Origin of the sequence: uncultured Blautia sp., from assembly GCF_902497045.1 — a bacterium.
Lineage (GTDB): Bacteria > Bacillota > Clostridia > Lachnospirales > Lachnospiraceae > Blautia_A.
Map to the genome: position 1 here is coordinate 1 of NZ_CABVDF010000018.1, position 22226 is coordinate 22226.

General features: G+C 43.6%; 21 protein-coding genes. All 21 read left to right on the forward strand.

What is annotated here, in order from left to right:
- The first annotated feature begins 368 nt into the window (after positions 1 to 368).
- The 21 genes from RDS42_RS02985 (at position 369) to RDS42_RS03075 (ending at position 22163) form a co-directional block, all read left to right on the forward strand.
- Positions 369 to 872: a hypothetical protein gene (locus RDS42_RS02985; protein WP_308782305.1), complete on the forward strand. Its 504-nt coding sequence runs from the start codon at positions 369 to 371 to the stop codon at positions 870 to 872.
- Complete coding sequence (locus RDS42_RS02990) at positions 811 to 1422, forward strand: hypothetical protein (RefSeq protein WP_308782306.1); 612 nt, start codon at positions 811 to 813, stop codon at positions 1420 to 1422. Before RDS42_RS02985 ends, RDS42_RS02990 begins: the two co-directional genes overlap by 62 nt.
- 91 nt (positions 1423 to 1513) lie before the next feature.
- On the forward strand, positions 1514 to 1711 hold the full coding sequence (locus RDS42_RS14980; protein ID WP_369124208.1) for a helix-turn-helix transcriptional regulator: 198 nt from the start codon (positions 1514 to 1516) through the stop codon (positions 1709 to 1711).
- Between the two features lie 70 nt (positions 1712 to 1781).
- The gene (locus RDS42_RS02995; RefSeq protein ID WP_308782307.1) at positions 1782 to 2180 is read left to right on the forward strand and encodes a hypothetical protein; all 399 of its coding nucleotides are present in this window, start codon (positions 1782 to 1784) and stop codon (positions 2178 to 2180) included.
- Complete coding sequence (locus RDS42_RS14985; RefSeq protein WP_369124209.1) at positions 2099 to 2302, forward strand: hypothetical protein; 204 nt, start codon at positions 2099 to 2101, stop codon at positions 2300 to 2302. The genes RDS42_RS02995 and RDS42_RS14985 overlap by 82 nt, the downstream gene beginning before the upstream one ends.
- Positions 2303 to 2415: 113 nt before the next feature.
- Positions 2416 to 2640 carry a tyrosine-type recombinase/integrase gene (locus tag RDS42_RS03000; RefSeq protein WP_308782308.1) on the forward strand — a complete coding sequence of 75 codons (225 nt, stop codon included), beginning with the start codon at positions 2416 to 2418 and terminating at the stop codon, positions 2638 to 2640.
- Between the two features lie 168 nt (positions 2641 to 2808).
- A complete protein-coding gene (gene mutS / locus RDS42_RS03005) occupies positions 2809 to 5427 on the forward strand; it encodes a DNA mismatch repair protein MutS (RefSeq protein ID WP_308782309.1) in 2619 nt (872 codons plus the stop codon).
- 48 nt (positions 5428 to 5475) lie between these two features.
- On the forward strand, positions 5476 to 7515 hold the full coding sequence (mutL, locus tag RDS42_RS03010; RefSeq protein ID WP_308782310.1) for a DNA mismatch repair endonuclease MutL: 2040 nt from the start codon (positions 5476 to 5478) through the stop codon (positions 7513 to 7515).
- 8 nt (positions 7516 to 7523) lie between these two features.
- A complete protein-coding gene (miaA, locus tag RDS42_RS03015) occupies positions 7524 to 8468 on the forward strand; it encodes a tRNA (adenosine(37)-N6)-dimethylallyltransferase MiaA (protein WP_308782311.1) in 945 nt (314 codons plus the stop codon).
- A gap of 36 nt (positions 8469 to 8504) precedes the next feature.
- The gene (locus RDS42_RS03020) at positions 8505 to 9782 is read left to right on the forward strand and encodes a methionine gamma-lyase family protein (RefSeq protein WP_308782312.1); all 1278 of its coding nucleotides are present in this window, start codon (positions 8505 to 8507) and stop codon (positions 9780 to 9782) included.
- A 58-nt stretch (positions 9783 to 9840) separates the two neighbouring features.
- Entirely contained in the window at positions 9841 to 11061 is a 1221-nt protein-coding gene (locus RDS42_RS03025) for an aminoacetone oxidase family FAD-binding enzyme (protein ID WP_308782313.1), read from the forward strand.
- Positions 11058 to 12647 carry an FAD-dependent protein gene (locus RDS42_RS03030; RefSeq protein WP_308782314.1) on the forward strand — a complete coding sequence of 530 codons (1590 nt, stop codon included), beginning with the start codon at positions 11058 to 11060 and terminating at the stop codon, positions 12645 to 12647. The genes RDS42_RS03025 and RDS42_RS03030 overlap by 4 nt, the downstream gene beginning before the upstream one ends.
- Before the next feature lie 96 nt (positions 12648 to 12743).
- A complete protein-coding gene (gene radC / locus RDS42_RS03035; protein ID WP_308782315.1) occupies positions 12744 to 13442 on the forward strand; it encodes a DNA repair protein RadC in 699 nt (232 codons plus the stop codon).
- Positions 13443 to 13454: 12 nt separating this feature from the next.
- Positions 13455 to 14468, forward strand: coding sequence for a rod shape-determining protein (locus tag RDS42_RS03040; protein ID WP_308782316.1), 1014 nt, complete (start codon positions 13455 to 13457; stop codon positions 14466 to 14468).
- A gap of 16 nt (positions 14469 to 14484) precedes the next feature.
- Positions 14485 to 15369: a rod shape-determining protein MreC gene (gene mreC / locus RDS42_RS03045; protein WP_308782317.1), complete on the forward strand. Its 885-nt coding sequence runs from the start codon at positions 14485 to 14487 to the stop codon at positions 15367 to 15369.
- On the forward strand, positions 15366 to 15893 hold the full coding sequence (gene mreD, locus RDS42_RS03050; RefSeq protein WP_308782318.1) for a rod shape-determining protein MreD: 528 nt from the start codon (positions 15366 to 15368) through the stop codon (positions 15891 to 15893). The genes mreC and mreD overlap by 4 nt, the downstream gene beginning before the upstream one ends.
- On the forward strand, positions 15878 to 18784 hold the full coding sequence (locus RDS42_RS03055; RefSeq protein ID WP_308782319.1) for a penicillin-binding transpeptidase domain-containing protein: 2907 nt from the start codon (positions 15878 to 15880) through the stop codon (positions 18782 to 18784). Before mreD ends, RDS42_RS03055 begins: the two co-directional genes overlap by 16 nt.
- An 84-nt stretch (positions 18785 to 18868) precedes the next feature.
- Complete coding sequence (gene minD, locus RDS42_RS03060) at positions 18869 to 19657, forward strand: septum site-determining protein MinD (protein ID WP_308782320.1); 789 nt, start codon at positions 18869 to 18871, stop codon at positions 19655 to 19657.
- 33 nt (positions 19658 to 19690) lie between these two features.
- Positions 19691 to 19942 carry a cell division topological specificity factor MinE gene (gene minE, locus RDS42_RS03065; RefSeq protein WP_308782321.1) on the forward strand — a complete coding sequence of 84 codons (252 nt, stop codon included), beginning with the start codon at positions 19691 to 19693 and terminating at the stop codon, positions 19940 to 19942.
- Positions 19939 to 21096 carry an FtsW/RodA/SpoVE family cell cycle protein gene (locus tag RDS42_RS03070; protein ID WP_308782322.1) on the forward strand — a complete coding sequence of 386 codons (1158 nt, stop codon included), beginning with the start codon at positions 19939 to 19941 and terminating at the stop codon, positions 21094 to 21096. Before minE ends, RDS42_RS03070 begins: the two co-directional genes overlap by 4 nt.
- Entirely contained in the window at positions 21093 to 22163 is a 1071-nt protein-coding gene (locus RDS42_RS03075) for a serine hydrolase (protein ID WP_308782323.1), read from the forward strand. Before RDS42_RS03070 ends, RDS42_RS03075 begins: the two co-directional genes overlap by 4 nt.
- Positions 22164 to 22226: the final 63 nt, after the last annotated feature.

The following is a 22226-nucleotide window of genomic DNA, read 5'->3' on the forward strand; positions in this document are numbered from 1 at the left end:
TAACAGACCCTTATAGGGTCAAAGCAAACCACCGGCTAAGCCGGTGGTCGTGATTTTTATGTATCGTACGGGGTTGGGGCGCACTTATGCAAATAAGAAAAAGGAGGGCAGAGTACATCCGAATAAAAAAATAAAATATTGCGGATAGCAAAAAAGTACAGAGAAGGGAAGAAAAATCCCTTCTTTTCTTTATGAAGCAGATTTTGGTATCCGCAAGAACGGGATATCAGCATCTGCTATCAGCAGAAAGCTTCCTGTATACTTTAAATAAGCCAAGAAATTGACAACAAAAAATACCTCTTGTATTTTAACAGTACCATTTTGTAAAAAGTTAGCAAACTGGAAATATATGGAGGAAAGAAGTTTTTATGCCACGTAAAATCAGATCCAATTACATGGAGCAATTCAAATTTACATATAACGGAAAGACTTTTGAAAGTAAACGGAAATGTTGTAAATATTATGGTATCTGTTATCGCAGTGTAATGGCATATCAGGATAGACATAAATGTAGAACCGAAGAAGCAGTTACACATTTTATTGAACTGAAAAAAAGTAAAGAAATCATTTTCCGTAATCGAAAATGGTCCAGTATTAAAACCTGCTGCGAGTTTTATGATTTAAACGTGGATTCTGTGAAAACAAATATCTGGAATCGAAAATGCACACCACAAGAAGCCCTTGAGCAAGCATTAGAAACGAAGAAAAAGCGTGAAATCTTATATCATGGAGTGAAATATCCATCTCTTCCTAAATGCTGCGAAGAATTTGGTATTAATCCGGTATCGGTACGCCTTTATATGGACGAAAATGGTGTTTCCGCTACACGCGCAATTACGCACTATATTAAATCCAAAGGGAAAAGAATATGAAAGCTTTTCAAAATGTTGTCTTGCTTATGGACAAAAGCAAAATTCTGTATCTGCAATGGCACATAATGCCGAATGCTCCAATGCAGAGATGCTGGAAAAAATTGTTGCTCACATGAAAGATTGTGTACCTTTGAATGATATGGAAAAAGATAAGGCTTTTGAAGAACAGGTGCTATATAAAGAAAGACACCGTGCACAAGAAGCATTTTTTTGTGAAGGGAAGATATTTAGAGGGACAGAATATCCCAGTCTTCGGGCATGTTGTAAAAAGTACGGGATCGATGATATGTGTGTGAGACAAAGAGCAAGGGATAAAAACTGTTCTCTTGAAGAATCGTTTCATCATTTTATGACAAGAAAAAGGAAAAAACTGTTAAATAATCCGGAATTTGAATATCACGGAACTATTTATCTATCGCTTAAAGCGTGTTGTGAGGAATTAGAAATAAGCAAGAACAGTGTAGTAAGCCGAAGCCGTAGAACCGGATGTAGTTTACAAGAAGCAGTGGATCATTACGTTAGACGAAAAGAGTGTAAGGAATTGGATTAACTTATAAGACCAGCAGGCGGTCTTTTTTGAATTTATAGGAGAGGAGGAACGGTCAATATCATCTGCCTGCAGATATTGACCGGCTTTGTATATGTTACGAAAAAACACGCAGTCAGCACCAAACAACGAAAAGATTCTCATATCAGTGAAAGAAGCATGTGAACTTACGGGACTTTCTGAAAAAACAATGAGGACATTGATGAATGAGAACAATTTCATGGTACGGATTGGGCGCAGAACATTGATTGATAGGAAAAAAATTCAAAAATGGATAGATCGGCAGTCTTGAAAGGTTTTTTCTATTGTGCTAAAATACATGTTTAGTGCCATGCATTATCATCGGAAAGGTTGGTGATGTTATGGGAAAAAACTTAAATGGTAAGGAATTGGGAAAAGGATTATATCAAAGAAAAGATGGTCGTTATGAGGCCAGAATTTTCGTTCGTGGTACAGGAAAAACATTTTCAATTTATGGTACAAATTTACAATACGTAAAAAAAGAAAGGAATGCCTATCTTGCTAATATTTCTCCTGGAATAGTGGGATATGATCCTAGAATTTCTGTTTCAAAGTGGTATGAAAAATGCCTTAATTTATATGTATATGACAGTCATCGTTTCCTTGAAGCATGTAAAAACACTAGGTATTTTGAGCTTTTTTTCTTTTGCATACTGGCTTGCGTATTGGAGAAGCTCTTGCTCTGGAATGGTGTGATCTTGATTTTAAACGAAAAAAAATCCGTGTATACAAGACCTTAAACAGAGTTACAAAGTATTACGATTCAAAGGGGAATAAACTTTCTGAACGGTATTCTACTGTTCAGATTATAACACCAAAGAAAAGTCAGGAAATCTCTGGGGAAATTCTAATCCACTTTTAGATAAATATCCTGGACTGATCTTTACAACATCCTCTGGCCTAAGTTATCTTCCATCAGCAGCTCAAACAGAATGCAAACGGATTGTTGAGATTGTTAATAAACATGAGGCTGCTTTGACAGAAAAAAATCGAGCTCCTAACTTCATGGATATTTATCCTCATATTTTTCGTCATACTTTTGTAACAAAATGCATCCAATCCGGAATGAATGCTGCTACCGTACAGAAAATAGCTAGGCACTCCAATGAAAAAATGACGAATTATTATACACACCTGGAAGAAGAACACATCGACGACGAATATGAGCGGTATGTTCAAAAATACGGAACAGAAACCTGATCTTGCAGATCGAGATAAAATTTTAGAGAGAGGTTTTCATACTTGAGTATAAACAAAAACACAAACGAGGAAAAAAACTATCGTAAAAATGTGGTCAAATCAATATCTGGGACTCCTGAAACCCGCATAAATACTGGGTTTTCAGGGGATATTCGTGCATTATCACCAATGATGCAGGAATATGTAAAAACAAAAGAGCAGTATAAGGACTGTATCCTTTTTTACCGTCTGGGAGATTTCTATGAGATGTTTTTTCAGGATGCTCTCACAGTAACAAAAGAGCTGGAACTGACCCTGACCGGCAAGGACTGCGGGCTGGAAGAAAGGGCCCCTATGTGCGGGGTCCCCTTTCATGCTGCAGAAACCTATATCAACCGTCTGATTGAAAAAGGCTATAAGGTTGCCATCTGTGAGCAGGTGGAAGACCCGAAAAAAGCCAAGGGGCTGGTAAAGCGTGAAGTCATCCGTGTGGTAACACCGGGTACTACCCTGGATGCGGCTTCTCTGGATGAATCCAGAAACAACTACCTGATGTCCGTTGTTGCTACAGAAGGCCGTTTTGGATGTGCTATTGCGGACATTACAACAGGAGACTGTTTTCTGACAGAGGTGGATAAACCACAGAAGCTTCTGGATGAGATCAATAAATTTGTTCCGGCAGAAATCATCTGCAACGACGCTTTTTTTATGAGCGGAGTAGACACAGAAGATCTGAAAAACCGTCTGGGGATCTGTGTGTTTCCTCTGGATGCCTGGTATTTTGACGATGGCTTATGCAAACGGACATTAATGGAACATTTCCATGTAAATGCTCTGGAAGGACTGGGGATCCAGGATTACGACAGCGGTGTGATCGCCTCCGGAGCGCTTTTCCTTTATCTTCAGGAAACACAGAAGTCTGCTCTTTCCCATATGGCAGGGATCCGTCCTTATGCGGCAGAAAAATTTATGCTGATCGACAGTTCCAGCCGCAGAAACCTGGAGCTTGTAGAAACACTTCGGGAAAAGAACAAAAGAGGCTCTCTTCTCTGGGTTCTGGACAAAACAAAAACAGCCATGGGTGCCCGCACCCTTCGTTCTTATGTAGAGCAGCCTCTCATCGATGCAGAAAAGATCAACGAGCGCCTGGAAGCTCTGGAAGAACTGAATCAAAGCCCCATGCTCCGGGATGAGATCCGGGAATATTTAAACCCTGTTTATGATCTGGAGCGACTGATCAGCCGCATCAGCTATCAGTCTGCAAATCCCAGAGACCTGATTGCTTTTTCTTCCTCTCTTGAAATGCTGCCTTATATCCGGCAGATTATAAAGGATTTCAACAGTCCTCTTCTGACAAAAATCTGTGAGGATATGGATCCGCTGGAGGATATTGCACAGCTGATCAGAAGCGCCATTGTGGAAGAACCGCCTCTTGCCCAGAAAGACGGAGGGATCATTCGGGAAGGTTATAATTCTGACGTAGATAAATTCCGCCGTTCCCGTACAGACGGTAAAAAATGGCTGACAGAACTGGAAGCCAGAGAAAGAGAACGTACCGGAATCAAAAACCTGAAGATCAAGTACAATCGTGTTTTTGGATATTCACTGGAGGTTACCAATTCCTTTAAAGACCTGGTTCCGGAAAATTATATAAGAAAACAGACTCTTACCAATGCAGAACGCTATATCACACAGGAATTAAAAGACCTTGAAGACATGATCCTCGGGGCAGAAGATAAGCTCTATGCCCTGGAATACGAGCTTTTCTGTAATGTAAGAGACAAGGTTGGCGCAGAGGTTGTCCGCATTCAGAAAACTGCCAAGGCAGTTGCTGCGCTGGATGTGTTCGCCTCCCTTGCACTGGTTGCTCAGAGAAATAATTTTGTTCGTCCGAAGATCAACGAAAACGGTGTTCTGGATATCAAAAACGGCAGACATCCGGTAGTAGAGCAAATGATTGAAAATGATATGTTCATTGCCAATGATACATATCTGGATAATCAGAAAAAAAGGATTTCTATTATCACCGGACCTAATATGGCCGGTAAGTCCACTTATATGCGTCAGACAGCTCTGATCGTAATAATGGCCCAGATTGGAAGTTTTGTGCCGGCAGAAAAAGCAAACATTGGTATTGTAGACAGGATTTTTACCCGGGTGGGAGCCTCTGATGATCTGGCAAGCGGTCAGAGTACTTTTATGGTAGAAATGACTGAGGTTGCAAATATCCTGAGAAATGCCACGTCCAGAAGTCTTCTGATTCTGGATGAGATTGGAAGAGGAACCAGCACCTTTGACGGACTTGCCATTGCCTGGGCAGTGATCGAACATATCAGCGATACGAAGCTTTGTGGCGCAAAAACACTGTTTGCCACACATTATCATGAACTTACTGAACTGGAAGGAAAAATTCCCGGCGTCAACAATTACTGTATTGCAGTAAAAGAAAAAGGAGACGATATCGTATTTCTCCGAAAAATCGTCAAAGGCGGAGCAGATAAAAGTTACGGTATACAGGTTGCAAGGCTTGCCGGAGTACCGGATCCGGTGATCCGCCGTGCAAAAGAGCTGGTGGAGGAATTAAGTGACGCAGACATTACCGCTGCTGTAAAAGATCTGGCTGCTCCGAAGAAAAAACAAAAGATCGTATACGATCAGGTAGATATGGCTCAAATGTCTCTTTTTGACACAGTTCAGGATAATGACATCGTGGAAGAGATCAAAAATCTGGATATGTCCCATCTGACTCCCATGGAGGCTATGAATATCCTTTACAATCTTCAGAACAAGATACAGAACCGCTGGTAAAATTCTCTTAAGATAATCTTGGAGCCAAAGAAGAAATGGAGGTTTGGTTTGAGAAAGATCGCAGTTTTAGACCAGAATACCATAGATAAGATTGCAGCAGGAGAGGTAGTGGAGCGCCCCTCCTCTGTGGTAAAAGAACTTGTAGAAAATGCCATTGATGCAGGCGCTACAGCTGTAACTGTGGAAATCACAGACGGCGGGAAAAAGATGATCCGTATTACAGACAACGGTGCCGGCATTGAAGCCGGACAGATCCCTCTTGCCTTTCTCCGTCATGCTACCAGTAAGATAGAGAAAGTGGAGGATCTGGAGCAGATTGCTTCTCTGGGATTTCGTGGAGAGGCGCTTTCCAGTATTGCCGCCGTCTCCCAGGTAGAACTGATCACAAAGACTCATTCTGCCGTCAGCGGCTCCCGCTATATTATCGAAGGCGGTGTGGAACATTCTCTGGAAGAGCTGGGCGCACCGGAAGGAACCACCTTTCTGGTAAGAAATCTTTTTTATAATACACCGGCAAGAAGAAAATTCCTGAAATCAGATACCACGGAAGCTAATTATATCCATACGTTGATGGAACAGCTTGCGCTTTCCCACCCGGAAATATCTTTTAAATACATCCAGAACCGCCAGGTAAAGCTGCACAGCTCCGGAAATTATAATGTAAAAGATGTAATCTACAGCGTATATGGACGGGATATTACCAAGGCTCTTCTTGAAGCGGATTTTGAAAATGATTTTATGAAGATCACCGGATTTGTAGGAAAGCCGGAGATTGCCCGGGGAAACCGCAGCTTTGAGAATTATTATATTAATGGAAGATATGTAAAAAATAATATCATCACAAAAGCCATTGAAAATGCCTACAAAGGTTTTCTTATGCAGCACAAATTCCCCTTTGTGTCTCTTCAGATCGAAATGGAGGGAAATGATCTGGATGTCAATGTACACCCGGCAAAAAGAGAAGTCCGTTTTGCCAGAGAACAGGAGGTTTATGAAGCAGTATACGATACTGTGCGCCGTGCCCTGACAGCCAGAGAAATGATCCCAAAGGTGACTCTTGAGAAACCTCAGCCGGAGAAAAAAGAAGCACCGGTAAAACCAGTGTCCATTCCGGAGCCTTTCGAGAAAAAAAGGAGAGAGCAGGTATATGAAAATACAGTAAGAGAATCATCTGCTCCTTATGGAATACATATGGAAAAACAGATTTTCTCTTCCTCTGAAGAGAATCTTTTTGAGGGGACTTTAAGACAGAAGCAGCAGAAAGAAGAAAGACTGGAGCTTCCAAAAGAAGAACCGGCTCAGTCGGCTCAGGAAATGCCAGAAAAAGAACAAAAACAGCTGGAACCTCAGGAATCAGTACCGAAAAAAGAAGAACCGAAAAAAGAGGAACCGCCAACAGAAAAGCCACAAACAGAAGTTCCCAAAAGGGAAGAGTCAACATCTTATATAAAAAAACAGGAAGAACAGCAGCTGGAACTTTTTGAGGAAAAGCTTCTGGCCCCGGAATCCAGGGAACGGATCCGCCTGATCGGACAGGTTTTTGACACCTACTGGCTGGCACAGTTCGGGGATGCATTCTATATCATCGATCAGCATGCCGCCCATGAAAAAGTATATTACGAACGTTTTGTAAAAAAATTCCGTGAAAATACCGTGGATGCCCAATATCTGACCCCGCCGCTGATCGTTACTCTGAATCTTCAGGAAGAAGGACTTCTGAAAGCCAATGAAGACTATTTCCGGCAGTTTGGATTTGAAATAGAACATTTCGGCGGAAAGGAATACTGTATCAGTGCCGTTCCTTCTAACCTTTACGGACTCAGCGAAGAAGAGCTCTTTCTGGAAATGCTGGATCATCTGGCAGGAGAGGGAGATAAAGACGCTCTTGATATTTTTGCTTCCAGACTGGCAACCATGGCATGTAAAGCTGCCGTAAAGGGAAATCATGCCATGTCCCCGGCAGAAGCAGAAAAACTCTTAGACGAGCTTCTGACTCTAGACAATCCCTATCATTGTCCTCACGGAAGGCCAACCGTCATTTCCATGACAAAAACAGAACTGGAAAAGAAATTTAAAAGAATTGTTTAGGAGGCTATATGAAAAAGCCATTGATCGTACTGACCGGTCCCACTGCTGTTGGAAAAACAGATCTTTCCATAGCTTTGGCAAAAGCTGTAAACGGAGAGATCATCTCTGCGGATTCCATGCAGGTTTATCAGAAAATGGACATTGGCTCTGCAAAGATCCGTCCGGAGGAAATGCAGGGAGTGAAGCATTATCTGGTAGATGCTCTGGATCCAAAAGAGGAATTTCATATTGTAAAATTCCAGCAGATGGCAAAGGCAGCCATGGAAGAGATCTATGCAAAGGGAAAAATCCCCATTCTGGCAGGCGGAACCGGCTTTTATATCCAGGCAGTTACAAAAGATATTGATTTCACCCAGGCCCGGCAGGAAGATTCATACCGCAAAGAACTGGAAGCTCTTGCAGAAGAAAAGGGCCCCGAACATCTCCATGAAATGCTGAAAAAGGTGGATCCCAGAAGTGCAGAAGACATCCATGCCAACAATGTAAAACGTGTGATCCGCGCTCTGGAATTTTATCATCAGAACGGAACTCCTATTTCTGCCCATAACGCAGAACAGAAACAAAATGAAAGTCCATATGCCCTTGCATATTTTGTACTGAACATGCCAAGAGAGCTTCTGTATCAGCGGATCGACCATCGTGTGGATCAGATGCTGGAGGAAGGACTTCTGGAAGAGGTAAAAGCGCTCCGGGAAGAAGGCTGCCATCGGGGAATGGTTTCCATGCAGGGACTTGGCTATAAAGAGATCCTGGCATATCTGGATGGCGAATATCCCCTGGAAGAAGCGATCCGGATCCTGAAACGGGATACACGTCATTTTGCCAAAAGACAGCTGACCTGGTTTCGCAGAGAACCGGAAGTCGTATGGATAAATAAAGACAGTTTTAACTATGAAGAAGATCAGATACTGGGCTATATGCTGGATATCTGCAAAAATAAAGGACTGCTGTAATAAAACAGTGAAAAATAAAAACAGATGAGGTAGAAAATGAAAGAAATATATGAACAGCTGGGAATCTCCCGGGAAGTCTATGAATTTGGTGCAGAGATCGAATCAACTCTGAAAGAACGTTTTGAAGAATTTGACAGAAAAGCAGAATATAACCAGATGAAAGTCCTGCTTGCCATGCAGAAAAATAAAGTAAGTTCCGAATGCTTTAACGGAAGCTCCGGTTATGGATATGATGATTTCGGACGTGATACACTGGAAAAGGTTTATGCAGACACCTTCCACACAGAGGCCTGTCTGGTACGTCCTCAGATTGCCTGCGGAACTCACGCTCTTGCCATTGCACTTTTTGGAAATCTCCGTCCGGGAGACGAGCTTCTGGCGCCTGCCGGAAAACCATATGATACACTGGAAGAAGTAATCGGCATCCGTCCGGCAAAAGGATCTCTTGCGGAATACGGCGTTACCTATCGTCAGGTAGATCTGAAAGAGGACGGAACCTTTGATTATGACAGCATCCGCGAAGCTATCAATGAAAAAACAAAGCTTGTGGAGATCCAGCGTTCCAAAGGTTATCAGACAAGACCTTCTTTTTCCGTACAGCAGATCGGCGAACTGATCGCATTTGTTAAAAGTATCAAGCCGGATGTAATCTGTATGGTAGATAACTGCTACGGGGAATTTGTAGATACCGTAGAGCCAAGTGATGTCGGAGCTGATATGATCGTTGGTTCTCTGATCAAAAATCCCGGCGGCGGACTGGCTCCTATCGGCGGATATATTGCAGGAACAAAAGAATGCGTAGAAAACGCTGCCACCCGTATGACCTGCCCGGGTCTTGGTATGGAAGTTGGAGCATCTCTTGGAGTAAACCGTTCTTTCTATCAGGGATTTTTCCTGGCGCCTATGGTGACAAAAGGTGCTGTGAAGGGAGCTGTATTTGCAGCAAATATTTATGAAAAGCTTGGTTTCCCGGTAATTCCAAACGGTCAGGAGCCGCGGCAGGATATTATCCAGGCCGTAACCTTGAATTCTCCGGAACGTGTGGTTGCATTCTGCAAAGGAATCCAGGCAGCAGCCCCGGTAGATTCCTATGTAGATCCGGAGCCCTGGGATATGCCAGGCTATGACAGTGAAGTGATCATGGCTGCAGGGGCTTTTGTCCAGGGATCTTCCATCGAACTTTCTGCCGACGGGCCTATGAAGCCTCCATACGCAGTTTACTTCCAGGGAGGACTGACCTGGGAACACGCAAAGCTTGGCATTCTTATGTCTGTTCAGAAGCTTCTGGATAAAAATCTGATCACACTGCCGTGATCCGGCTGTAGTCATAAGAAGTCAAAAACATCACCTATTTGTTTCAGGAGGTGCTGCCATGCAAGAGCAACCAAAAAAAAAGAAAAAACAGGCTCCGGATCCCCTGCATTCCCTGATTGTTGTGGGCGGGGGAGCAGCAGGACTTATGGCTGCCATCCAGGCGGCTCAGCAGGGTGTTTCAGTTACAATTCTGGAACACAATGAAAAAACAGGACGCAAGATCTGTGTAACCGGAAACGGCCGCTGCAATCTTACAAACCTGAATCAGTATAAAGAAGCATACCGAGGAACGAATCCTGATTTTGCCAGCGGGGTCTTCCGCCAGTTTTCAGTAACAGATACCCTGGATTTTTTTGAGAAGATCGGAATTCTTACTGTTGAGAAAAAAGGCTGGCTGTACCCACGTAGCGGGCAGGCAAAATCTGTATCGGAACTTCTGGAAGCAAAAGCACGCAGCCTGAAAGTAAAGATCAAAACCAGAGAACATGTAACAAAAGTTTTCCAGAAAGACGGATTATGGAATGTCCGGACAGAGGGCTGGACCTATCAGGGAGCAGCTGTGATCCTGGCAAACGGATCAAAAGCCTCCTCTGTTTCCGGTTCAGACGGAAGCGGCTACGAGATTGCAGCAACACTGGGACATCAGATAATCCCGCCTCTTCCGGCTCTTCTGGGTCTGAAATGCCGTGACAGAGGCTTTTCCTCCTGGTCCGGTGTCCGGACAGAAGGCAGGCTTACCCTTCTGATCGATGGTGTTCCCCAAAAGGAAGAAGAAGGGGAGCTGCAGCTTACAGAATATGGAATATCCGGAATCCCTGTTTTTCAGCTGAGCCGATATGCCGTTCGGGCTCTCAGCGAAAAGAAAAAAGCTGCACTCAGGATTAATTTTTTTCCTGAGTATACAGAAGAAGAGTTGCGGGCCCTGCTGGAAAACAGAAAGAAGCTTTGTCCTTATCAGACAGAGCCGGAGCTTCTGACAGGACTTCTTCCGGATAAGCTGATAAAGGTTCTGATGAAACAAAAAGATCCTCTGGGTTCTGCCTGCGGTTTTGAACTGGAAATAACCGGAAACACCGGATTTGAACAGGCACAGGTCTGCTCGGGAGGCGTAGATACCAGTCAGGTGGATCCTATGACGCTGGAATCCAGACTTCACAAAGGACTTTTTTTTGCAGGAGAGCTTCTTGATATAGACGGAGCATGCGGAGGATACAATCTCCAGTGGGCATGGTCCAGCGGTGCCGCAGCCGGAATCCACGGAGCAAAGGAGATTATATGATACGGATCAGTCAGTTAAAACTTCCCATTACACATACAGAGTCCGATCTTAAAAAAAGGATCGCAAAAACTCTTCGCTGCAGCGAAAAATCTTTTTCCTATGAAATCATCCGTCAGTCACTGGATGCCCGTCATAAAGAAGATAAAAAATTTGTCTATACAGTAGAAGTGTCCATAGAAAATGAAAAAAAGATTCTTCAAAAAATTCACAATAATAATATTATGTCAACCACAAGGAAGGGCTATGTTTTTCCAAAACCGGGAACCCTGCCGCTTTCTCATCGGCCAGTGGTAGTAGGAAGTGGTCCCTCAGGAATTTTCTGCGCCTGGTATCTTGCCAGAGCCGGCTATCGGCCGCTGGTTCTTGAAAGAGGAGAAGAAGCAGAAAAACGCCGGGAGACTGTTGACCGGTTCTGGAAAAACGGGATTCTGGATCCAGAATCCAATGTCCAGTTCGGAGAAGGAGGAGCCGGAACCTTTTCGGACGGAAAGCTGAACACTCTGGTAAAAGACTCCTTCGGACGGAACAGAGAAGTTCTGAAACGTTTTGTGGAGGCAGGGGCAGATCCTGAAATCCTGTACCAGCATAAGCCTCATCTGGGTACCGATGTTCTGGTGGATATTGTGCAGACCATGAGGCATCAGATTGAAGAAATGGGGGGAAGCTTCCGTTTCCGTACCAAAGCTACAGATCTGAAAATTGAAAACGGACATCTTACCGGAGTTGAGATCAATCATAAAGAAATCCTCCCTGCGGAAATATGCGTTCTTGCCATCGGCCACAGTGCCAGAGATACTTTCTTTATGCTGAAGGACAGAGGGCTTACAATGGAGCCGAAAGCTTTTGCTGTAGGGCTTCGTGTGGAACACCCCCAGTCCATGATCAATGAAGATCTCTATGGAGAAAAAGAAAACCCGATCCTTGGCGCTGCCAGCTATAAGGTAACACATACCTGCCAAAATGGAAGAGGAGTCTATTCTTTCTGTATGTGTCCGGGCGGATATGTGGTAAATGCCTCCTCAGAAGAAGGTCATCTGGCAGTGAACGGAATGAGCTATCAGGCCAGAGACGGAAAAAATGCCAACAGTGCGGTGATCGTAACCGTAACCCCGGAGGATTTCCCTCAGGAAGGACCATTAGGAGGAATTGCTTTCCAAAGGGAGCTGGAGAAAAAAGCCTGGGAAATCGGACAGGGAAAGGTACCTGTCCAGCTGTTTGGAGATTTTTGTACACATAAGCCAAGCCGTAATCTTGGAGAAGTTATCCCCTGTATCAAGGGAGACTATATACTTTCAGATGTGCGTTCTGTTCTCCCGGATGAAATCGGAAATTCGATTGAAGAGGGGATCCATGCCTTTGGAAAAAAACTTCCGGGATTTGACAGAGAGGACGCAGTTCTCAGCGGAATCGAAAGCAGGACCTCATCTCCTGTAAGACTGGTAAGAGACAGAGACGGTCTGTCTAATATATCCGGGATTTATCCATGCGGAGAAGGAGCCGGATATGCAGGCGGGATCACTTCGGCAGCCATGGACGGCATCAAAACAGCCGAATGGATCGCCTCCAAATATGTGATGAATTTGTAAAAAAACAAAGGAGAGAGTATACATCTCTCTCTTTTTATGTTAAAATAAAGTTTGATTCTTTACCCGTCTGCAAACAGAGTACAGCAGGTAAATAATATGAAATATACGATAAAAGATCTGCCCCCGTCAGAGCGTCCTTATGAAAAATGCATCCGTGAGGGAGAAGAAGCCTTAAGTGACAGCGAGCTTCTTGCAGTGATCCTGCGATGCGGGACCAGAGGGCGTAATTCTCTGACACTGGCAAATGACATACTGAAGACCTTACAGGATTCTTCTTATCCCGGACTGCTTGGAATCCTTCACAGTTCTCTTGCAGAGCTGGAAAAGATCCATGGGATCGGCAAGGTAAAAGCTGTCCAGCTTAAATGTATCGGAGAACTGTCACGGCGGATTTCCATGACGGCCGCCAAACCGGCCATGAGCTTTCGTCATCCGGACTCCATCGCATCCTATTACATGGAAAAACTGCGGCATCAGGAGCAGGAACAGATGATCTGTATGATGCTGGATAATCAAAATCACCTTTTGATAGAACGGCTGATCTCAAAAGGTACTGTCAATGCCACACTGGTAACTCCAAGAGAAATTTATGTAGAGGCTCTCCGGTGTCATGCAGTAAATCTTATTCTTGTCCACAACCATCCGGGCGGAGATCCCACTCCCAGCACTGCAGATATCCAGATTACAGAACAGATCCGTCAGGCAGGCGAGCTTCTTGGCATTTGCCTTCTGGATCATATTATTATCGGCGATCATCGGTATATCAGCTTTAAAGAACAGGGAATGATAAAATAAAGGAACAAATATATGCTGTTAAAAAAAACATATGGGATTGATCTTGGCAGCAGCACCATCAAGGTTTATTCCTATTTGCGAAATAAAAGTTATCTTGAAAAAAATATAATCGCGTCAAAAGGGCGCAGGATCATCGCCGTGGGCAATGAAGCGTATGATATGTTTGAAAAGGCACCTGCCAACATCGCCGTAAGTTCGCCGATGGCTTTTGGCATGATCGCCAATCTTGAACTCCAGGAAATTGCCCTTTACAGCATGATGAAAAAAATTGATAAATTTTTAGGAATCGGTTCAGAAATGTATTTTTCTGTTCCTCTTGATATGACTGCTGTAGAAAAACGTGCTTATTATCATGTAGTCAACGGACACTGGCTTCGTAATAATCATGTCTATATGGTAGAATCTCCTGTTGCAGATGCTCTTGCCATGGGGGTAACTCTGGAGGACAACCCTGGAAGTATGATTGTAAACATCGGCGCCCAGAGCACTCATTTTTCCATTATCACAGATGGAAAGATCATTATTTCTAGAAAGATCCCCATTGGAGGGCGACAGATGAATGAAGCAATCTGCAGTGAAATACGGAAACGTTATAATCTGCAGATCGGTACCAGAACAGGCAAGCGGCTGAAGCTGGCCATGGGCCGTTTAAGCGACCAGAGAAAAGACGCCCGTAAAGTCGTAGGCATAGACAGTATTTCGGGGCTTCCCCGGGAAGAGATCATTTCCGGATATGTAGTAAATGCAGGAATCATGAACTGTGTGAACGAGATCGCGGCAGAAATGAAAACTTTTCTTGAAAGAACACCGCCGCAGATCGCCTACCATATTTCCAGAGAAGGTATTTACCTTACCGGCGGAAGCACAAGGCTTCCATACATAGACAGTTATCTGGCAAGCTATACCGGATTTTCATTTAAGCTTTCAGAGCTTTATGAAACATCAGCAGTCTGCGGGCTGGAAAAGATCATAAAAAATAAGGATCTTGAAAAATGGGCTCAGCCTGTCAAACAACGTAAATTATAATTTTCAGGAGTATGACATGAAAAATCTGAAAAAGAAATTTCGATTTCGTATTCATTTAAAAAGCAAACATCTTCTGGTGATCATGACCTTTTTCTGTGTCAGCGCCATAATAGCCACTCTTGCGTCAGGAGTCACCTCCTCTCCGGTAAAAGAAATGGCCGGAATGATAGTCGTTCCTTTTGAAAAATCCATTGCAGCGATCGGCGCATGGCTTATGGATATGAACCAGACTTTTCAGGAAAAAGAGGAACTGATCGCTCAGAATAAGGAGCTTCAGACCACTGTGGATTCTCTTACTGAGCAGAATAACATCCTTATCCAGGATCAGGCTGAACTGGCAAGACTGGAAGAGCTTTACGATCTGGATCAGGAATACTCCGACTATCCAAAGATTGCCGCAAGGATCATCGCCAAGGATCCGGGAAACTGGTATGATACCTTTATGATCAACCGGGGAAGCAAAGACGGCGTACGTGTAAACAACAATGTGATCGCAGGAAAGGGTCTGGTAGGTATTGTAACAGAAGTCGGATCCACCTGGGCAACTGTCCGTTCCATTATTGATGACAGCAGCAATGTCAGCGCCATGACAGTCAGTACAGATGATACCTGTGTGATCGAAGGGGATCTGGAACTGATCGATGAAGGAAAACTACGCTTCAGCCAGCTGTATGACAGAGAAGACAAGGTTTCTGTAGGAGAACGGATCGTTACTTCAAATATCAGCGAAAAATATGTAGAAGGTCTGTTTATCGGATATGTCAGTGAAATTGAACTGGATACCAATAATCTGACAAAAACAGGCACTATTGTTACCCCTGTTGATTTCCAGCATCTGAAAGACGTTTTTGTTATTACTGTCAATAAGGAAGACGCGATCCAGGGAGGCGCAGAATCATGAAAAGCAAGATCGTTTTATTTTTTACGATCATCGTAAGTTTTCTTTTGCAGTCCACTCTTATCCATACCATTGCAATAGGCTCCATCACACCGAATCTGCTTTTGATCCTCTGTGTGTCAATGGGGCTGATGCGTGGACGAAAAAGCGGTATGTGGACCGGCTTTTTCTGTGGAGCCCTGACAGATCTCTTTTTTGGATCTGTAATGGGCTTTTATGCCATGGTCTACATGTTTGTCGGCTTTTTAAGCGGTTATGCCTACCGTATCTACTATGACGATGATCTGAAGGTTCCTATGCTCCTGACGGCAGTTATGGATCTTTTTTATAATCTGGCTGTCTATGGACTGCAGTTCCTTCTGAGAGGCCGTCTTGGGCTTTTTACTTATCTGTATCGGATCATCATTCCTGAAATTGTTTATACTGTATTTCTTACTGTGATCGTTTACAGGATCTTTTATCACATCAATCACCGTTTTATGAATCCAGTAAGGAAAGAAAGTGAGTCTATTTGGGTACTAAAATAAAAAAACTGATCAAAAAAATACAACTGAAAAGAACTTCCGTCCTTGTGATCGTATTTGTTCTGATGTCTTTTATCCTGATCCGTCAGCTTTTTGACCTGCAGATCATCCAGGGAGAAAATTATATCAGTGAATTCGAAAGCAGAACTACCAAAAAAAGGATCCTGAAAAGCACCAGAGGAAATATCTATGACAGAAACGGCGAGCTGATCGCTTCCAATGTGCTTTCCTATTCTCTGACCTTTGAAGATAATGGAAGCTATGAAACAACACGTGAGAGAAACCTGACCCTGAACGGAGTTGCTTACCGCATCCTGCAGATCCTTGCAGAAAATGGAGATTCTCTTTTAAGAGATTTCCATATCATCATAGATGAAAACGGAGAATATGCCTTCGATGTGGGAGAAGGCTTTACATTAAGCCGTTTTAAAGCAGATATTTACGGACATCCTCTCATCGATGATCTGACTCCGGAGGAAGCTTCTGCAACAGCGGCCGAAATAATTGAATATCTCAGCGGAGGAGGAGTCAATGGCTTTTCCATTGTCCTTTATGGAGAAAATGCTTATACTCCGGAAGAGCTGGCCAAATACGGACTTCCTGCAGAGCTGACCAAGCAGGAGATACTGGATATCGCCACCATGCGGTATAAACTGAATACCAACAGCTTCCAGCGTTATATGGCGGTTACCATCGCTACCAATGTCAGCGAAAGTACTGTTGCGGCAGTTATGGAAAATCAGAGCCAGCTCCAGGGCATCGATGTGCTGGAGGATTCTGTACGCCAGTATGTTGATGATGAAAGTATGGGGCCTGTTCTTGGATATACCGGCCGGGCTTCTGCCGAAGAGCTGGAACAGCTGAAGGAACAAAATCCTGAATATTCCAACGATGCCATTGTGGGAAAGGCCGGAATAGAGCAGTATATGGAACTGGATCTTCAGGGAACAGACGGTGAAGAAACCGTTATTGTAGATAACCTTGGAAAAGTACTGAGTATTGACGACAATAGCCTTGTAGAGCCTGTGGCAGGAAATGATGTATATCTGACCATTGACTCCGACTGGCAGAGCGCCATCTATCAGATCCTGAAGCAGAGAGTTGCCGGCGTCCTTCTGACTCGTATTGAAAATACAAAGAAATTTGATTTTGAGGCTGTACAGGATGCCAGCCAGATTTCCGTACCAATCTATGATGTATATAATGCTCTTGTTGCCAACAGCGTCATTGACATTACCAGATTTAATGAAGAAGAAGCTTCCGATACAGAAAAAAATTTATATGCCAAATTTCAACAAAAACAGCAGGAAATTTTTGATACAATATCTAACAGGCTGACCACCGATAATCCGCCTGCTTATAAGGATGAATCCGATGAGGTGCAGGAATACCTGTCCTATATCTGCGATACCATACTCAGAGATACCCTGGGCGTGATCGACAAGGATGCCGTAGATACTTCTGATGCAACCTACCAGGCATGGGCAGCGGAAGAAAGTATCAGTCTCAGAGAATACCTGAATTACGCAGCCAGCCAGAACTGGATCGATATTTCTGTGATCTCGCCAGAGGGAGAATATCTGGATTCGGCCGAAATTTATCGGTCACTGACAGATTATGTAGTGGATTACCTGAAAACAGATCTTGGCTTTTCCAAACTTCTGTATAAGTATCTGCTTATGAACGACGAGATTTCCGGGCAGCAGCTGTGTCTTGTACTGTATGAACAGGGAGTTTTATCCAAAGATGATGAAGCCTATGCAGGACTGGCTGACGGTTCCACCACAGCCTATGATTTTATGGTAAATAAAATTGCAAATCTGGAGATAGAGCCTGCCCAGCTGGCTTTGAAGCCATGTTCTGCATCTGCGGTTGTCACAGACGTAAAAACCGGAAAAGTAGTTGCATGCGTATCCTATCCGGGATATGACAACAACCGTCTCAGCAACAATATGGATACCGATTACTATACAAAGCTTTCTCTTGATATGTCCAGTCCCTTTTTCAACAAGGCGACACAGCAGACAACCGCACCTGGTTCCACACTGAAGCTTCTCTCTGCAGTAACCGGTATGATGGAAAATATTGTTGATGATGATACTTATATTGAATGTACCGGTAAATTCGATCTGGTAACACCGCCGATCAACTGCTGGAACAAAAGCGGACATGGCGCTCTGGAGATCACAACTGCCATTGAACAGTCCTGTAACTATTATTTTAATATGATCGGTTTTGAGGCCGGAAAATCAGCAGATAACAAATTTTCCGAAAATCAGAGCCTTTCTAAGCTGCAGAAATATGCTTCAGAGTTCGGACTGGATCAAAAAACAGGAATTGAGATTTCAGAAGCATCGCCTCATGTATCGGACAGCAAGGCCGTTCCCTCTTATATCGGACAGGGAAACCATCTTTATACTACCAGCCAGCTTGCACGTTATGTGACTGCACTTGCCACCTCCGGAACCGTATATGATCTTTCTCTTCTTGATAAAGTGACAGATTCTCAGGGACAGACGTTGAAAACCTTTGATCCTGTCGTATCCCAGGAGATGACAGACGTACCTTCCGGTGTATGGTCAGATATCCAGGAAGGTATGCGCCGGGTAGTACAGACACATGAGCAGTTCAACGGACTTGGCGTTGCACTTTCCGGTAAAACAGGTACCGCAGAGATTGACTACCATCAGCCAAACCATGGTCTTTTTATCGGATATGCACCTTCCGATGCTCCTGAGTATGCAATTGCCGTACGTATTGCCAATGGATATTCCTCTGGTAATGCCTGTACCACGGCAAATGATATCATGAAATACATTTTTGATCTGGCAGAAGACGAAGAGATCCTTACCGGATATGCTTCTACAGATGTCAGCAACACCTCCAACGACTGATGCTTCGTTCCGGTGTATTATCATTTAAAATACCAGCGAGAAAACCAGGATCATGGAACATATTTTTTAGGAGGAATCAGAAACATGGGTGAAGTCATTGTGATTACGTCCGGAAAGGGCGGCGTAGGAAAAACTACAACTGTTGCCAATATTGGAACAGGGCTTGCCATGATGGGCAAAAAAACAGTTGTGGTGGATACCGATATCGGCCTGCGCAATCTGGACGTAGTACTTGGGCTGGAAAACAGGATTGTCTACAACCTTGTAGATGTTATAAATGGAAGCTGCCGGCTCAGACAGGCTTTGATAAAAGACCGGCGCCATCAGGAACTTTATCTTCTTCCGTCTGCTCAGACAAAGGATAAATCAGCAGTATCGCCAGAACAGATGATCAAGCTTACCGATGAATTGCGTGAAGATTTTGATTATGTGCTTCTGGACTGTCCGGCCGGAATCGAACAGGGATTTAAAAACGCCATTGCAGGAGCAGATAAAGCTCTTGTAGTAACGACTCCGGAAGTTTCCGCCATTCGTGATGCAGACAGGATCATAGGTCTTCTGGAGGCAAATGATCTCCGTGATATCCATCTGATCATTAACCGGTTACGGCCGGACATGATCGCCAGAGGAGAAATGATGTCCGTGGATGATGTAATTGAAATTCTCGCCGTAAATCTGATAGGAACAATTCCTGATGATGAACAGATCGTTATTTCTACAAATCAGGGCGAGCCTCTGTCCGGACGTAAATCACCTGCAGAAGAGGAGTACAGAAACATCTGTCAGCGTCTGACGGGGCAGGAAATCCCCTTTATGGATATCAGTCCTAAAAAAGGAATGTTCCGCAGATTGAGCAGGATATTTAAAAAATAACCCCATGGCGGAATGATATAGGAGGAGCTTTCTTTGAAGATCACTTTACAGGGAAAAGATCGTTCCGCAGGCTATGCGAAAAACCGGATGAAGCTTCTTCTGGTGTCGGAACGGATCAATTGCTCTCCACAGATGATGACAATGCTGAAAAACGATCTGATACATACCGTAAAAAAATATATAACCATTGATGAAACACAGGTGCATATCCACATTACCCAGAACCCTGCAGTTCTCCATGCGGATATCCCTGTCAGGTCTAAAAAGGAACAAAAGACAAAATGATTAAACAGTATAAGCTGCGTTTTTACAATTTCAGACTGCTTTTTCTTTTGCTTGCAGTCAGTTCTATTGGCGTCCTTCTGGTAGGCACCGCCAGAAAAGATCTTATGACAAAACAGATCACAGGTGTGATCATGGGACTTGTCATTATGGTAATCGTCTCTTTGATCGATTATTCCTGGATCAGCAATTTCCAGTGGATCATGTATGGAGGAAATATTGCACTGCTTCTTATCGTGCGTCTTTTCGGTGATTCTGCCAACGGAGCTGCCAGATGGATTGATTTTGGTTTTATCCGTTTTCAGCCTACAGAGCTGGCAAAGATCATCATTATCCTGTTTTTTGCCAGATTTTTTATGGATCATGAGGAGGATCTGAATTCGCCTAAAACACTGGCAAAATCTGCTGTTCTTCTTGCAGTGCCGCTTTTTCTTATTCTGGAACAGCCTGACCTGAAAAATACGATTATGATCACAGCAGTATTCTGTATTTTGATCTATATTGCCGGTCTCAGCTACCGGGTAATTGGCGGTGCGCTTCTGATTGCAGTTCCATTAATGATCATTTTCCTGATGATCGTAGTGCAGCCGGAACAGAAGCTGATCAAGGACTATCAGAGAAATCGTATCATGGCATTTCTTTATCCTGAAAATGAAGAATACTCAGATGATACAGAACAGCAGAACAATTCCAAAATGGCAATTGCTTCCGGTGAACTGACTGGAAAAAAACTGTCCGGCGATCAGGTAACCTCTGTCAATGATGGAAATTTCGTGGCAGAGAACCAGACAGACTTTATTTTTGCGGTGGCAGGAGAAGAGTATGGTTTTCTTGGCTGCACCACTATCATTATTCTTTTGCTTTTTATAGCGCTGGAATGTATCCGGATGGGTTTAAGGGCAAAAGACCTTTCAGGAAAGATCATTTGCTGCGGAATGGGAAGTATTGTTTCGCTTCAGAGTTTTTTGAATATCTGTGTTGCTACCGGTATGGGACCTAACACAGGAACACCTCTCCCTTTTGTAAGCTATGGACTGACTTCCCTTGTCAGCCTTTATATCGGAATGGGACTGGTGCTGAATGTAGGACTTCAAAGTAGCGCCTATAACAAAGAACTTCAGAAAACCATTGCAGATAAGAAAGAGGAATATTTATGAAAAATCAACAGCCGGCTGCAGCCCAGAGACGTAATGCGGCCCGTATAAAAAGGCAAAAGCAAAGACGCAGGAGAAAAATGATCCGAAGACTCCTTACAGTTCTTCTTATTGTGGCAGCGATATCAGGAATTGCAGCTTTAGGATTTATTGCTAAGGATCTGATCTTTAAAGAACCGGTACAGGCGTACAATATTTCAAAAGAATTTACCGGAAGCCAGGTATCTGCATCTGAAGGAAAAGCAAAGCTTTTTGCATCTGACCTCTGCGTTGTGACAGAGGATATACTTTTGGATCAGGTCAGTCTGGAAGAAAATCAGACAGGACTTCTTTTTGATATCTCAGACAAAGAAGTCATCTATTCCAAAGGAGCTTATACCAGAGTATACCCTGCAAGTATTACAAAGATCATGACAGCTCTTCTTGCTTTTAAATATGGAAACATGGATGATGTAGTTACGATCACAGAAGAAAACGTAACTCTTGAAGAGGGATCTCAGGTAATCGGTTTTCTGGCAGGAGATAAGGTTACTATGGACGAGCTTGTTCACGGCCTTCTGGTATATTCCGGAAATGATGCTGCATCAGCGATTGCCACACATATCGGCCTTACAACAGAGAAATTTGTAGAAATGATGAACAGCTATGCAAAAGAGCTTGGGTGTACAGGAACACATTTTACAAACCCTCATGGGCTTCAGGACGAGAACCATTATACCACGCCATATGATATTTACCTGATGCTTAAGGAAGCTTTGCAGTACCCGGAATTTACCGAGATCACACAGCTGGGTTCTTACACCATTTCCTATGAAAGAAGCTGGGGAGAAGAGGTCAGTACGTCACTTCTGGCCACTGATCATTATCTTACCGGTGAAGCAAATGCACCAAAGGGAATTACCATCCTGGGAGGAAAAACCGGAACAACCAGCGATGCCGGAAACTGTCTGGCGCTCCTTTCTCAAAACGCATATGGAGAACCTTATGTTTCTATTGTTATGGGCGCTTCTACAAAAGAACTCCTGTATCAGCAAATGAGTGCACTGTTGGAAAATGCAAATAATGAATAACCATAAAAACCATTTTACAGATAATGTAGAATGGTTTTTTAAATTTCAAATAGTTTAATCTTC